Source organism: Chryseobacterium angstadtii (assembly GCF_001045465.1).
In the GTDB taxonomy this organism is placed as follows: Bacteria; Bacteroidota; Bacteroidia; order Flavobacteriales; family Weeksellaceae; genus Chryseobacterium; species Chryseobacterium angstadtii.
Genome location: NZ_LFND01000004.1, coordinates 258,437 through 271,945 on the forward strand (window position 1 = coordinate 258,437; position 13,509 = coordinate 271,945).

Annotated in this window: 15 protein-coding genes and 1 riboswitch; of the genes, 9 read left to right on the top strand and 6 right to left on the bottom strand. The window is 37.8% G+C overall.

The features are described 5' to 3' along the window. Window positions 1–118 precede the first annotated feature (118 nt). On the top strand, window positions 119–559 hold the full coding sequence (locus ACM46_RS14485; protein ID WP_048507391.1) for a hypothetical protein: 441 nt from the start codon (window positions 119–121) through the stop codon (window positions 557–559). A 153-nt stretch (window positions 560–712) separates the two neighbouring features. Here ACM46_RS14485 and ACM46_RS14490 read toward each other — a convergent pair whose 3' ends face one another. Then, a complete protein-coding gene (locus tag ACM46_RS14490; protein ID WP_048507392.1) occupies window positions 713–1,990 on the bottom strand; it encodes a replication-associated recombination protein A in 1,278 nt (425 codons plus the stop codon). Between the two features lie 102 nt (window positions 1,991–2,092). Between ACM46_RS14490 and yidD the strand changes: the two genes are divergently transcribed. Together yidD and lgt are read left to right on the top strand one after the other, a co-directional pair. Continuing rightward, complete coding sequence (gene yidD, locus ACM46_RS14495) at window positions 2,093–2,344, top strand: membrane protein insertion efficiency factor YidD (protein ID WP_048507393.1); 252 nt, start codon at window positions 2,093–2,095, stop codon at window positions 2,342–2,344. 423 nt (window positions 2,345–2,767) lie between these two features. Beyond that, complete coding sequence (lgt, locus tag ACM46_RS14500) at window positions 2,768–3,634, top strand: prolipoprotein diacylglyceryl transferase (RefSeq protein ID WP_048507483.1); 867 nt, start codon at window positions 2,768–2,770, stop codon at window positions 3,632–3,634. Window positions 3,635–3,826: 192 nt separating this feature from the next. Here lgt and ACM46_RS14505 read toward each other — a convergent pair whose 3' ends face one another. Then, window positions 3,827–5,344: a bifunctional ADP-dependent NAD(P)H-hydrate dehydratase/NAD(P)H-hydrate epimerase gene (locus ACM46_RS14505; RefSeq protein WP_048507394.1), complete on the bottom strand. Its 1,518-nt coding sequence runs from the start codon at window positions 5,342–5,344 to the stop codon at window positions 3,827–3,829. A gap of 242 nt (window positions 5,345–5,586) precedes the next feature. On the opposite strand from ACM46_RS14505, the gene mscL reads away from it, so the two are divergent. Beyond that, entirely contained in the window at window positions 5,587–5,967 is a 381-nt protein-coding gene (mscL, locus tag ACM46_RS14510; RefSeq protein ID WP_048507395.1) for a large conductance mechanosensitive channel protein MscL, read from the top strand. A 52-nt stretch (window positions 5,968–6,019) separates the two neighbouring features. Here the strand turns inward: mscL and ACM46_RS14515 are convergent, their stop codons facing one another. Then, window positions 6,020–6,979, bottom strand: a complete 960-nt coding sequence (locus ACM46_RS14515; RefSeq protein ID WP_048507396.1) for a D-2-hydroxyacid dehydrogenase — start codon at window positions 6,977–6,979, stop codon at window positions 6,020–6,022. A 99-nt stretch (window positions 6,980–7,078) separates the two neighbouring features. Beyond that, window positions 7,079–7,483 carry an LNS2 domain-containing protein gene (locus ACM46_RS14520; protein ID WP_048507397.1) on the bottom strand — a complete coding sequence of 135 codons (405 nt, stop codon included), beginning with the start codon at window positions 7,481–7,483 and terminating at the stop codon, window positions 7,079–7,081. Between the two features lie 459 nt (window positions 7,484–7,942). On the opposite strand from ACM46_RS14520, the gene idi reads away from it, so the two are divergent. From idi to gcvT, 3 genes are read left to right on the top strand one after another with little or no spacing between them, the layout of a single operon-like run. Then, window positions 7,943–8,452, top strand: a complete 510-nt coding sequence (gene idi / locus ACM46_RS14525; protein ID WP_048507398.1) for an isopentenyl-diphosphate Delta-isomerase — start codon at window positions 7,943–7,945, stop codon at window positions 8,450–8,452. A gap of 3 nt (window positions 8,453–8,455) precedes the next feature. Then, window positions 8,456–8,926 (top strand): hypothetical protein, encoded by a 471-nt coding sequence (locus ACM46_RS14530; RefSeq protein WP_241486019.1) that lies wholly within the window; start codon window positions 8,456–8,458, stop codon window positions 8,924–8,926. A gap of 9 nt (window positions 8,927–8,935) precedes the next feature. Continuing rightward, entirely contained in the window at window positions 8,936–10,012 is a 1,077-nt protein-coding gene (gcvT, locus tag ACM46_RS14535) for a glycine cleavage system aminomethyltransferase GcvT (RefSeq protein WP_048507400.1), read from the top strand. A 54-nt stretch (window positions 10,013–10,066) separates the two neighbouring features. Here the strand turns inward: gcvT and ACM46_RS14540 are convergent, their stop codons facing one another. Continuing rightward, the gene (locus ACM46_RS14540) at window positions 10,067–10,255 is read right to left on the bottom strand and encodes a hypothetical protein (RefSeq protein WP_048507401.1); all 189 of its coding nucleotides are present in this window, start codon (window positions 10,253–10,255) and stop codon (window positions 10,067–10,069) included. A 181-nt stretch (window positions 10,256–10,436) separates the two neighbouring features. Between ACM46_RS14540 and ACM46_RS14545 the strand changes: the two genes are divergently transcribed. Further along, window positions 10,437–12,188 (top strand): alkaline phosphatase D family protein, encoded by a 1,752-nt coding sequence (locus ACM46_RS14545; RefSeq protein ID WP_048507402.1) that lies wholly within the window; start codon window positions 10,437–10,439, stop codon window positions 12,186–12,188. Between the two features lie 251 nt (window positions 12,189–12,439). Here the strand turns inward: ACM46_RS14545 and ACM46_RS14550 are convergent, their stop codons facing one another. Then, entirely contained in the window at window positions 12,440–12,796 is a 357-nt protein-coding gene (locus tag ACM46_RS14550; RefSeq protein ID WP_083997417.1) for an arsenate reductase family protein, read from the bottom strand. A 99-nt stretch (window positions 12,797–12,895) separates the two neighbouring features. Between ACM46_RS14550 and ACM46_RS14555 the strand changes: the two genes are divergently transcribed. Next, window positions 12,896–13,363 (top strand): acyl-CoA thioesterase, encoded by a 468-nt coding sequence (locus tag ACM46_RS14555; protein WP_048507404.1) that lies wholly within the window; start codon window positions 12,896–12,898, stop codon window positions 13,361–13,363. A 57-nt stretch (window positions 13,364–13,420) separates the two neighbouring features. Continuing rightward, a riboswitch (Fluoride riboswitch) is annotated at window positions 13,421–13,488 on the top strand. Window positions 13,489–13,509: the final 21 nt, after the last annotated feature.

Here is a 13,509-nt window from a genome sequence, read left to right on the forward strand (position 1 = left end):
AAAATATGCAACAAAAGTTTTTATTTCTAAGTATTATTTAAAATATCGTAAAATTTAATCCACATTTTATAAAAAATAATTATATTTATCCAGTTTTTAACAGTTACATATTCTGGTTATGAAAAAAATACTCTATTCTTTTTTAATCTTATCATCTGCAGCCTTATCTGCTCAGAAGAGTTCTTCTGTAAAGTTTGCTGTAGCCAATGATGTTGTAGGAACAGTGGGCATGTTCAATGCGAGAAAAGCCATCGTTCAGAGCTCAAGTGTTTATAAAAGTCCTGCCGGGCTTCCTCAAGGACTAAAAAAATACAGTTTCCTCGCCGATAGAGGCCTTACGGAAGTTAAAATCAAAAACGGACTTGATGGTCTGGACAGAATTTCTCTTGCACAGCTGAACTCACAATACGGAATTCCTGAAAGCAATCCTGTATTGATTGAAGGATATGAATTCACCGACACCAGCCTAAAAATTTACGGAGACATTATTGGTGCCACAGAAGTGAAGGATTACAATGGTAAAAAAACTGTATTTCTTACTGTAAACGACATCAAATAATTGATTGACAACTATATTATGATAGAAGGATACCACAACGGTATCCTTTTATTATTTTCTGAATATGAAATAAAACGTTCTCTGGCAACTATCCTTGTCAAGGTTTTGAACCTTAACAAGGATAAACGAGGGTAAAACTTGGTCTCAGCTTATTTAATATCTGTTACTCCATTTTTTCTTGAGTTCTTCGTAAATCTTCTTTTCAGTAGCATTACTACCCGGCTGATACAATTTTGCATTTTTGATTTCCTCGGGTAAAAAGTCTTGTTCTACGAAATTCCCTTCATAAGAATGGGCATATTTATATTCCTTACCATAATCGAGATCTTTCATCAGTTTGGTAGGAGCATTTCTGAGATGAAGCGGCACAGGAAGGTTTCCGGTCTGTTTCACCAAAGCCAGCGCATCATTGATCGCCATATAAGTTGAATTACTTTTTGGAGAAACCGCAAGATAAACTGCCGTTTCACTCAATATAATTCTGGATTCCGGGTTTCCGATGACATTCACTGCCTGGAAGCAGTTGTTGGCAATCACCAGAGCATTCGGATTGGCAAGCCCGATATCTTCTGCCGCAAGAATAAGCATTCTCCTGGCGATAAATTTAATATCCTCTCCGCCTGCAATCATCCTCGCCAGCCAGTACACAGCACCATTCGGGTCTCCTCCGCGCATCGATTTTATAAATGCGGAAATAATATCATAATGCTGTTCGCCGTTTTTATCGTAGAGCGCCATTGTTTCCTGCAAAACTTCCAGAACATCTGCATTGCTGATTTCCTTTTTATCTGAATTTTTATACTGATTAAGAACAAGTTCCACAGAATTGATCAACTTTCTGGCATCTCCGCCCGAATACTGGATAAAGGCTTCTTTTTCATTAATTTTAAAAGCGGTTCCTTCATCTTTATTATACCTTTCCGAAGCCGTATCAATCAGATCTTCCAGCTTTTCATAGCTCAATGCTTTCAAAATATAAACCTGACTTCTTGATAATAGTGCGGATACCACTTCAAAACTTGGATTTTCTGTGGTAGCTCCTATTAAAACAATCCAGCCTTTTTCTACCGCATGCAAAAGTGAGTCCTGCTGAGACTTATTGAACCTGTGGATTTCGTCTATGAACAAAATTGGAGATTTTCCGGAAAATAAATTCTGCTTTTTGGCATCTTCAATTACATCACGCACATCTTTCACTCCGGAAGAAACTGCCGAAAGCTTATAAAACTTCCTCCCGGATTTTTCCGAAATAATTTCTGCCAGAGTGGTTTTTCCTGTTCCCGGAGGCCCCCAAAGGATCAGTGAATTCAAAGTATTATTTTCGATCATTTTTCTGATCGTGCCTTTTTCTCCGGTAAGATGTTCCTGCCCAAGAACTTCATCTAAAGTTTTGGGTCTTAATTTTTCGGCTAAGGGAATATTTTGGCTCAAGATAATTCGATTTTTATGATAAACGGATCCAGGAACTAAGTCGCTGAAACTTCTAACAAAATTAAACTAATTTTAAATTTTTTACCCTATTTTTGCATTGTTTTGAAACTTACATTCAATAAAATCATTAGTTTTCCTTTGGTAATTTTGATCAAATTTTACCAATGGTTTATCTCGCCCCTGCTTCCCAAAAACTGCCGTTACGAACCTACATGCTCCCATTATATGGTGGAAGCTCTGCAGGTACACGGCATTTTCAAAGGATTGTGGCTGGGAATACGAAGAATTTCAAAATGTCATCCGTGGGGAGGCAGCGGTTACGATCCTGTACCTCCGAAAAAAATAAATCAATAACAAACTATTAAATCAATAGAAATGAGTAACCTATTTTTCAGAATTTATCTCGTCTTATTTGCGTTTATCACACAGTTCGCATTGGCTCAGGAATATCCGGGAGGTTTATCTGACGGAACTCTGAAAGTAAACGGAGCAGATATTCCGGTAAAAATCTATTCTACCACAGAGGTAATTAACCTCAACACTTTTCCGGAGAAAAATACAGATAAAAATGTTCTGGTCATCTTTAATGAATCCAATTTCGAGCCTGCTTATTTCGATTCCGGTGTCTCGACTTTAGCGAAATACAAGAGCTTACAGTATCAGTTTTTCGATAAAAACTTCAAACTGATTGACGGCCCGGCTACTCAGGACAATATCACCGATTTTAAATATGCAATCAAGTCAGCCAAACCTATTACGGGGTCTGAAACGGTGGCTTTGGAAACTCCTTTCAAAATCTGGGATCCATCTAAAGGTATTCAGCTGGGACCTGTTACGCTGCATTTCTATAGTTTAATGTTCGTTTTTGCTTTTGGTTTTGGGTATATTTTAATGCTTAGAATCTTCAAAATTGATAATGTCAATCAAAAATATCTGGAGCCCCTTTTCACCTGGACGCTTATTGGAACAATCCTGGGTGCAAGATTAGGCCATGTTATTTTCTATCAGCCGGAATTGTTCAAAGAAGACTTCTGGAGTGTATTTTTACCAATCAGTACAAAAAACGGGTTTAAATTCACAGGATTTTCAGGTTTGGCCAGCCACGGTGCAACTATCGCGCTAATTTTCACTACACTATATTATTCCTTTAAAATCATTAAGAAAAATCCATTCTGGGTATATGACAGAATTGGAATTGTGGTTGCTTTAGGAGGTGCATTTGTAAGAATCGGTAACTTTTTCAATTCTGAAATCGTAGGAAAAGCGGTTGATCCTAATTCTCCTCTTGCCATTCTTTTCCCACAGCAAAGCAGTGAATACGGCCCTACAGTTCCCCGTTATCCGGGTCAGCTTCTTGAGGCTGCTGGTTATTTTCTACTGTTCATTTTACTATGGGTATTATACAGAAAAACAAACAAAAAATATCAGCAGGGATGGTTATTTGGACTATTCTTCATTATCCTTTGGGCTGTAAGATTCTTTGTAGAATTCCTGAAAGAGCCTCAGGGTGATGAGTTCATCCAGATTGGCGGACTGAATACAGGACAGGTACTTTCTATCCCGTTCATGATTGCAGGAGTGGTTATTATGATTGTTTCTAAAAAGTTTAAAATTACTCAGGCTGAAAACGAAAAGCCGGAATAAATAAGAATAAAAAGACAAAAGGGCAAATAGGCAAAACAGCTTATTTGCCCTTTTTCTATTTAACTTGAGTTAGGAATAACAGTTAAGAACAAAGATTCTAGACTTCAGATTTCAGACATCAGATTAAACTAGCAAAATTATTAAGTTTAAAACTCCCAACCACTCTGACTCTCAAACGCTCAAACTCATATCTTACAATTTCATCCCCGTTCTTCTGTTCAGTTCCTCAAAAACATCTCCAAACGTATTAATCACATCCGTAGCAAGCATGGATTCTTTGGAATATTTTTCCGCAGCCAGATCTGCAGCTCTTCCATGAAGCCAGACTCCCATTATACAGGCTTCTTCCTCAGAATATCCCTGAGCAAGGAATGACGCCAGAATACCGGTAAGAATATCTCCGCTTCCTCCTTTGGCAAGTCCTGCGTTTCCGGTGATATTATAGAATACATTCCCTTCCGGTGTAATAATTTGGGTATGATGATCTTTCAGTACAATATAGATATTCAGTTCGGCTGCTTTTTTGTGGGCTAATTTTAACCTCTCAAAGGAATTTTCCGTGCTTCCGAAGAGGCGTTCAAATTCTTTGGGATGTGGCGTTATAATAGATCTCTGAGGAATCAGGTTCAGGTTTTGACGATCTTTTGAAATGATATTCAATGCATCAGCGTCTAAAACTACAGGTTTTTTATAACTTTTTAGAAAAGTCAAAAGCCCTTCCGCCGTGTTTTCGTGGGTTCCCAGTCCCGGCCCAATACCGTACACCGAATCATCTTCTGATTCAAAATTTTCCAGCCATTCTTTCCCTCCTCTGATGAACATGGCTTCGGGACATGAGGTTTGTAATATCTCATACCCGCACTGCGGAGCCATTACAAAGGTGAGGCCCGCTCCTGTTCTTAATGCAGATTTCGTTGCCAACACCGCTGCCCCTATTTTCCCGTAGCTTCCTGCGGCTATGGTTACCTTTCCATAGGTTCCTTTATGTGAAAAGTCTTGTCTGGGTTTAAAAATCCCATCAATAACTTTTTCATCAATGACAAAACTGTTTGTAGCTTCTGTTTTTTCATATCTTTCATCTAAGCCAATATCCAGAATAACCACTTTTCCGGTATACTTTCCTGTTTCAGGGTGAAGAAAAGTCTTTTTCCAGCATTGAAAGCTCAGTGTGTAATCTGCTTTAAAAACGACATGATCAGTCTCGTGTATATGGTCTGCCGAAAGTCCGGAGGGAACATCAACTGAAATTTTAATACAGTTTTTCTCATTCAATACCTCAACCAGTTCTTCAAAGATTCCTTCCAAAGGCCGGGAAAGGCCTGTACCGAACAAAGCATCAATAACAACTGTCTTGCTGTCGAAGTTATAGTCATCTGCTTCTTTAAATTCTCTGACAGAAATTCCGGAAAGATCCCGGAGTCTTTTTAAGTTCACTGAAGCATCATCTGAGAACTTTCCTTTGGGATAACGTACAAAGATATCTACATCAAAACCTTTTGTATAAAGGATTCTTGCCATCGCTAATCCATCTCCGCCGTTATTTCCGTAGCCACAGAAAACGGCAATTTTTTTGTGATTTTTACAGTTTTCTGAAATCCAGCCGGATAAGGCTTCCGAAGCTCTTTCCATAAGCTGTATGGAGGAAACAGGCTCATTGGATATCGTAAACCTGTCCCAGCCACGAATCTGTTCTGCAGTGAATATTTTCATAAGAAATGTCGAATTTTTAACCAAATTACAAAAGTTTTCTTTTACAGCTTATCCTTGTCATAAAAATACACTTCCCATATTATCTCTATAAAATATTTAATTGAAACAACAGGTTCACTGAAAAACCATATTAAACATAAAATATAATTCAATCTTTACTGAGTAAAAAACACTAAAAAGTAATGTTTTTTACATTTTTAAATTATATTTTTGTGTGTGTACTAATTAAAAAAATATAAATTATGGGATTTATTAAGGAATTTAAAGACTTTGCTTTTAAAGGCAATGTAATTGACTTGGCTGTCGGTGTAATCATCGGTGGGGCCTTCGGAAAAATTGTTTCCTCATTGGTAGAAGATGTTATTACGCCTCTTTTACTTAACCCGGCTTTGAAAGCTGCAGGTGCTGAAAACATTTCAAAACTTGCATGGAATGGAGTTACTTACGGTAATTTTCTTTCTGCGTTGATCAGTTTTCTTTGTATCGCTATGGTACTGTTCTGGATTATCAAGGGCGCCAACAAGCTCTCTAAAAAAGAGGATCCTGCACCGGCCGGACCTACTGCAGATCAGCAATTACTAACGGAAATCAGAGATCTCCTTAAAAGTAAAAATAACATATAAAACAGAAGCACCTCAAAATAGAGGTGCTTTTTGTTTTTATTGGGTTCAGCTGTTACTGAATCTGTAAAATACTCGAAATCTGTTCTGCCAGGGAAAGACCTATTCTATCCTGAGCTTCCAATGTAGATGCACCTGTATGCGGCGTCAGAGAGATTTTGGAATGGTTCAGTATTGCTTTAGAAGGAGTAGGCTCATTGATGAAAACATCCAATCCTGCAAATTTCACTTTACCGGAATCCAATGCTTCAATTAAAGCTGCCTCATCAATAACTCCTCCTCTTGAGCAGTTCACTATGGCAACACCGTCTTTCATCATATCAAACTCATTTTTACCGATCATATAGCCGTCTTTCTGAGCAGGAACGTGCAGTGTTATAAAATCTGAATGTTTCAGAACGTCCTGAAGCGGCTCAGTTTCTATATCTACATTGATAAATTGGTTATTGTAGAATTTAACTTTAATACTTGCTTTACCCACATTATTATCAGCAGCAATCACTCTCATCCCAAGACCAAGAGCTATCCTCGCCACTTCCTGTCCTATTCTTCCCATTCCTACAATTCCGATGGTCTTTCCTCTTAATTCGATCCCTGCTGTGTATGCTTTTTTAAGGCCGGCAAATTCCGTATCTCCTACTAAAGGCATTTTCCTGTTTGAGTCCTGAAGAAATCTCGCCCCCGAAAACAGGTGCGCAAAAACAAGCTCCGCTACAGATTCTGAAGAGGCAGAAGGAGTATTGATCACATGAATTCCTTTTTCTCTTGCATAATCCACATCAATATTATCCATTCCTACACCGCCACGCCCGATAATCTCAATCGAAGGACAGCTATCAATAATATCTTTTCTTACCTGTGTGGCACTCCTTACCAAAAGGGTACGGATTTTATGCTCGTTAATGTAATCTACCAAAAACTCCTGCGGAACTTTTGTAGTGATCACTTCAAAACCTTTCTCAGCCAGTGCATCAATCCCGGATTGATCCAGCCCGTCATTTGCTAAAACTTTCATAAATACAATTGATATTAAAAGTGAAAAGATTTAAAAATTAAAGAATTTTCAGTGCGTACACTTTTATCATTTAATTTTTAAATCTCTATATATGTTTCCTTAATCTTCTTTGAAAACTTCAATGGTTACCTGCTTTTCTACAAGGTCTGTAAATTTTCCTTTGTAGCGTGTAGCTCTTACCAGGTGATTGTCTATCCAGTGATAATTGCCTCCTCTTGGTTTTCCGCAGAGTACGCTGTGGTATTTGAAGCCATGCTTATCCAGCCAATCGATCGTAATTTGTTTCAGGTTTTCTGTTCTTGAAGTGAAGAAGCAGATCTGGTGTCCTTCATCATACCATTTATTCACCGTTTCAAGGGCGTCAGGATAAGGTTCGCAAGTCACCATTCTTTCTGGTTCTTCATTCGGAACATCATCTGTTATGGTACCGTCTATGTCAATTAAATAATTTTTTACCCCGTCCTTCAGAATCGGACTTAAATGCTCTTTGTATTCTAATTCCATCACTAATTATTAAGATGTAAAGTTAGGGTTTTTATCAGTAAATGAAGCATTAAACTTGGTTTAAGTTAAAAATTTACTATAAAAAACTATTTAATGAATAAAAAAAGTAATTTATTCGTTTTTTAAATTATTCTGATTAAAAATTTTCTTTTTTACCATTTTATTCCCGTAATTGATCAAAATTAAGCAGCATTTACTCTAGTCTTGACCTACATTATATGGTACTCAAGTTTGAACTGATGTATATTTTATTTTTTAACCACAGATGACACGAATTTTCACAGATGATTATATTTCTTGCTTTAGATTAAATGATCATAGAGCACTTTACTTTTTAATCAGGCTCAGCTGAGGATTCACAAATAAGCAGCTTTGCTTTTTTACCTTTCGCCCACTCCAAGAATATGATGTTTCTTCAAAAATTTTCAAAATACATTTATTAGGCTTACATTTGTAGAAATGGAAGAATTTGTAGTTTTAGTAAATCCTGAAGATGAAGTTTTGGGTCTTATGGAAAAGCAGCAGGCTCACATCAATGGTCTTCTGCACCGTGCTTTTTCCGTCTTTTTGTTCAACAGCAAAGGAGAGATGCTTCTTCAGAAAAGGGCATCCGGAAAATACCATTCTCCCAATCAATGGACCAATGCCGTATGTTCTCATCCAAGAGAAGGTGAAACTTATCTTGAGGGGGCTAAACGCAGACTAAAAGAAGAATTAGGAATTGAAACCGAACTTTCGGAAAAATTCAATTTTATTTACAAGGCAGATGTTGGCGGCAGTCTCTGGGAGCATGAACTTGACCACGTATTTACAGGAAATTATGAATCCGATTTCAATTTAAATAAGGAAGAAGTGGAAGAAATAAGATTTATTTCCATGAAAGATCTTGATGAGGAAATGGTTGAGAACCCGGAAAATTTTACGGAATGGTTCAAAATTATCCTCGAAGAATATAAACACCATTTTTAATTGATGAAAAAAATACTGCTTGTATCTGCATTTCTATCGGCAGGTTTATTTTTGGCCCAGAAAGCAAAAGTTTACGAAAGCCCCGGCTACTCTATCAATGTTCCTGAAGGCTGGAAATCTACCAATGACAGCGATATTGTGAATATTTTCCCGACCAATGAGGTGGGAGCCATTACGATTTCTGAATACCATGGCCTGGAACTTCCGAAAACGGAAATGAAAAAGTTTATTCTGGCACTTTATCAGTCTGCAGATCCGGAAAGTAAGATAAAAGAATCCAAAGGTAAAAAAGGATATACAGAATATTTTTACGAATATTTTGATGAAAAAGAGAAATTGTTCTGGATTACCCGGGCTTTTCAGAAAGACAAAGATCTGTATCTTGTGGCTATCAACTGTGGCCAGAAATTCTGGAACGGAAATTATATGAGCTTATTCAACGAAACTTTTAACAGTTTTAAAATAAAGAAATAAAAATTAAATATGAAGAAAACAGCCTTATACGATAAACACGTTTCTTTGGGCGCTAAAATCGTACCTTTTGCAGGTTTTGAAATGCCTGTGCAGTATTCCGGTGTAACGGAAGAACATTTTGCGGTAAGAGAAAAAGCAGGATTGTTTGATGTTTCACACATGGGTCAGTTCTTTATTGAAGGACCGGGAGCTAAAGATCTTTTGCAGTTTGTAACAACGAATAATGTAGATGCTTTGGAAAACGGAAAAGCTCAATATTCCTGCCTTCCTAATGAAAACGGAGGAATCGTGGACGATCTTATTGTTTACAAAATGGAAGACGATAAGTATTTTGTAGTAGTGAACGCGTCAAATATCGAAAAAGACTGGAACCATATCTCAAAGTACAATACATTCGGTGCCAAAATGACGAATGCTTCTGATGATATGTCTTTATTGGCTGTTCAGGGACCAAGAGCTACAGAAATTCTTCAGAAACTTACAGAGACTAATCTTTCTGAAATTCCTTACTATAATTTTGCTGTAGGAAGCGTTTCCGGAGTTAACAATGTGATTATTTCAAACACAGGTTATACAGGAAGCGGCGGATTTGAAATCTACTTCAACAATGAAAATGCCGAGCAGCTTTGGGATGCCATCATCAATGCAGGTGAAGCGGAAGGAATTGTTCCGGCCGGACTTGCTGCAAGAGATACTTTAAGGCTGGAAAAAGGATTCTGTTTATACGGAAACGATATTGATGACACGACTTCTCCTATTGAAGCAGGATTGGGATGGATTACAAAATTTGATAAGGATTTTGTCTCTAAAGATACATTCGCCAAGCAGAAAGAGGAAGGCGTTACCAGAAAACTGGTAGGTTTTGAACTTCAGGACAAAGGCGTTCCAAGACATGATTATCCGGTAGTGGATGCAGAAGGAAATGTAATCGGGAAGGTAACTTCCGGAACACAGTCTCCTATGAAAAAGATAGGTTTAGGACTGGCTTATGTAGACAAGCCTCACTTTAAACTGGGTTCTGAAATCTTTATTCAGGTGAGAAACAAGAATATTCCTGCCAAAGTAGTGAAAGCTCCTTTCGTATAATATTCCTGAACATATAAATTAAAAGAGGCTGTAGTTGTACAGCCTCTTGTGTTTTTAATGGCAGAAACAGCAGATGGATCTGTCCGGATTACATGCGTCTCCTCTTCCCGGTTTGTTGGAAATAACACCGCCGGCCGGCCCACAAAGGGTAAAGCAGTTAACAGGTAGAACTTTTGTTCCTCCATTAATTTCCTTCAATGCTGATCTGTTAAGAATCTTTGTTTTTAAAAAGTTTTTTGTCATGATTATAATTTTTTGGTAATCATAAAGATAAGTATTTAATAATTAATCACACAATGTAGATTATTTTACATTAATTTCATTAATCTCAAAGAAATATTGGTTAAATAATCATAATTTATAATTAAAACTGAGTTAATAGACTTATTCTCCTAATTATCTTTTTTTGCAAGGAAAAAAATTGATGGAAAATAGCAACTCAATCAACAGACGAAAATTTCTTAAACATTCATTGATGGCTGCGGGAGGGATCCTTATTGCGCCTTTAATTGAAAGCTGTACCAATGACGATTTTACTGACACTGAAAATGCTCCGGGTGATCTTAAAAATTCCGGATTTGCAACAGGTGTAGCCAGTTTTGATCCCTCAGAAACAGGAGTGATTATATGGACGAGGTATTCCACAGGTATTGATGCTCAAATTACCTGGGAAGTGAGCAGAAACAACAGCTTTACCGACATCGTGAGGAAAGGACAGGCCAATGTAACTTCAGTGAATGACTTCACCGTTGCCGTGGATGTGCAGAATATTCCTTCGCATACCAAATACTATTACAGATTTTACAATATTAAAACCAAAGAAAGCAGCGTCACTGGAGAAACCCTTACTTTACCCTCAAAAACGGATTCTGTGAATGAAGTGAAGATGGCCGTGGTTTCCTGTTCCAATTTTCCGGCAGGACTTTTTAACGTGTATGGAGCCATAGCTCAATCTGAAGCGGATGTGGTGGTTCATCTCGGTGATTACATCTATGAATACGCTCCGGGACAGTACGGAACCAATCCTTACACCAATCAGCTGGGAAGAGCCCATCAGCCTGCAAAAGAAATCATCAGCCTCGACGATTACCGTGAAAGATACAGACAATACAGAGGAGATAAGAATCTTATGCTGCTTCATCAGAAGAAACCTTTTATCTGTGTTTGGGACGATCATGAATTTGCCAATGACACCTATCAATCCGGAGCGGAGAATCATCAGCCCAATGAAGGAGATTTCCAGGCCAGAAAGATGTCTGCATTCCAGGCTTACAGCGAATATATTCCTTTAAAAACAGGAAAGAATCTTAAAATCTACAGAACTTTCAACTTTGGAAACATCGTTTCTCTTTATATGATGGATACGAGAGTAATTGCAAGAGACAAACAGCTTGAATACTCAGATTATCTGGATGCCGCCGGAAACTTTGACCAGGCAAGATTCAAAGCCGATTTCCTGAGCCCGGGCAGAAAACTGATCGGAACGGAACAGATGTCATGGCTGGCCTCCCAAATCAATTCAGATACGGCAAAATGGAAAGTACTGGGGCAGCAGATCTTAATGACCAAAATGATGGTTCCGGCAGAAATGCTGATGCTTTTAAACAGAATTCTGGCAGAAATAAAACAATACGGAAGTGCACAGCCTGCTACCATGTTGCTTCTTAAAACCACAATTTCTCAGCTCATTGCTCTTAAAATGAGACATATGCAGAATGATCCTACCCTTACTCCACAGGAAATTGCAAGAATCACGACCACTTTACCTTATAATCTGGATGCGTGGGACGGATATTTTATAGAAAGAGAACAGCTCTACTCTATTCTTGCCGGGAAAAATGTTGTGGTGCTCGCAGGTGACACCCATAATGCTTGGTTGGGAAAACTTAATGATGCACAGGGAAATTTCATCGGAACAGAATTGGCTTGCAGCTCCGTATCTTCTCCCGGTCTGGAAGGCTATCTGGGAATTACATCCGATCCTACCCAGACAATAGAGCTGGCTCATGCTTTTTCGGTGCTTATAGATGATCTGGAATATGCCAATCTTTACAAAAGAGGATATCTGCATGTGAAATTTACTTCCGGAAGTTCTCAGGCAGAATGGAAGTTTGTAGACAATATTGTTTCGGAAACTTATACAACTGTGACTGAAAAAACGCACACGATCACATAACAAGGTCCTTGTTTTCAATATTCATGCTAGCTGAGGCTCAGGTCAAGGTTGAGGTTGAGGTTGAGGAAATTAGTAACTATTTACCCTTGTCAAGGTTTTGAACCTTGACAAGGGTTTTTCTTTAACGGACAAAAGAAATGCTATATCCCGAACTCAGTTTAGACAAAAAAAAGCTGCAGATTATTCCACAACTCTTTTATTCAATGTTCCGTTCTGCTGAGCAGATGTAAGATCTTATTTTAGTCAGCTTTTCAGTCTTCTACTCCGAAGAATTCTCTCAGGGCTTCTACGTTTTTTTTGTCATTTCCTACAAATATTTCACTGTCTGTAAGGAAAACCGGACGTTTCAGAAAAGTATAATGATCCAAAAGAAGTTCTTTGAAGTCTTTTTCCTGAAGAGACTTCGTATCAAGGCCTCTTAATTTAATCTGGGTAGATTTTTTACTGAATAAAGCTTCGTACGATTTTGTTTTTTTATACATGGCAGCCAGTTCTTCCTTTGTAACCGGCTCTTTCTTAATTTCACGGAGTTCCCAGTCTGTAAGGTCAAACTGTGCTAAAATCTTTCTGCATGTATCGCATGTATTAAGATAGAATACTTTCTTCATTATTTTTTTAATATTTTAATCGGTTAAATTCTGTTCAAAATTAGGATTTAATCTAAAATTCTGGAAATTATTAAATAACTTTATTAAAATTTTATAAAGATGCAGAACAAGCCTATCACTTTTCAGTTTATTTCAGAGCCTTCGGATGTGAATTATGGGGGAAATGTACATGGAGGAAGCGTCATGAAATGGATCGACCAGGCAGGCTATGCGTGCGCCACGACATGGAGCGGGAATTATTCCGTTACCGTTTATGTGGGAGGGATCCGTTTTTATGAGCCTATTAAAATCGGTGAAGTCGTAAAAGTAGATGCTCAGGTCATTTATACCGGATCATCCAGCATGCATATTTCCATTAATGTTTTTTCAAGAAATCTGAAGCAGCCTACTTTCGATAAAAAAACACATTGTATCATTGTTTTTGTGGCGGTAGATGAAAATGGAAAAAAACTTCCTGTTCCCAAATGGATTCCTGAAACTGAAGATGAGAAGCAAAAGGAACAATACGCAAAACGTTTAATGGAGCTAAGAACACAGATTGAAGATGAAATGAAACCTTTTCTGTAGAAATAGTCAATTTTTTACAACAAAGCATACCAATTCACGAAGAATAGGTATATTTGTACCACAAAAGGAAATGGTGCTCTTCCTTACCCAACCGCTTTACAGAAGCTGATGACGCCTGATTAAGAGATTATTAACCAATAACTGAT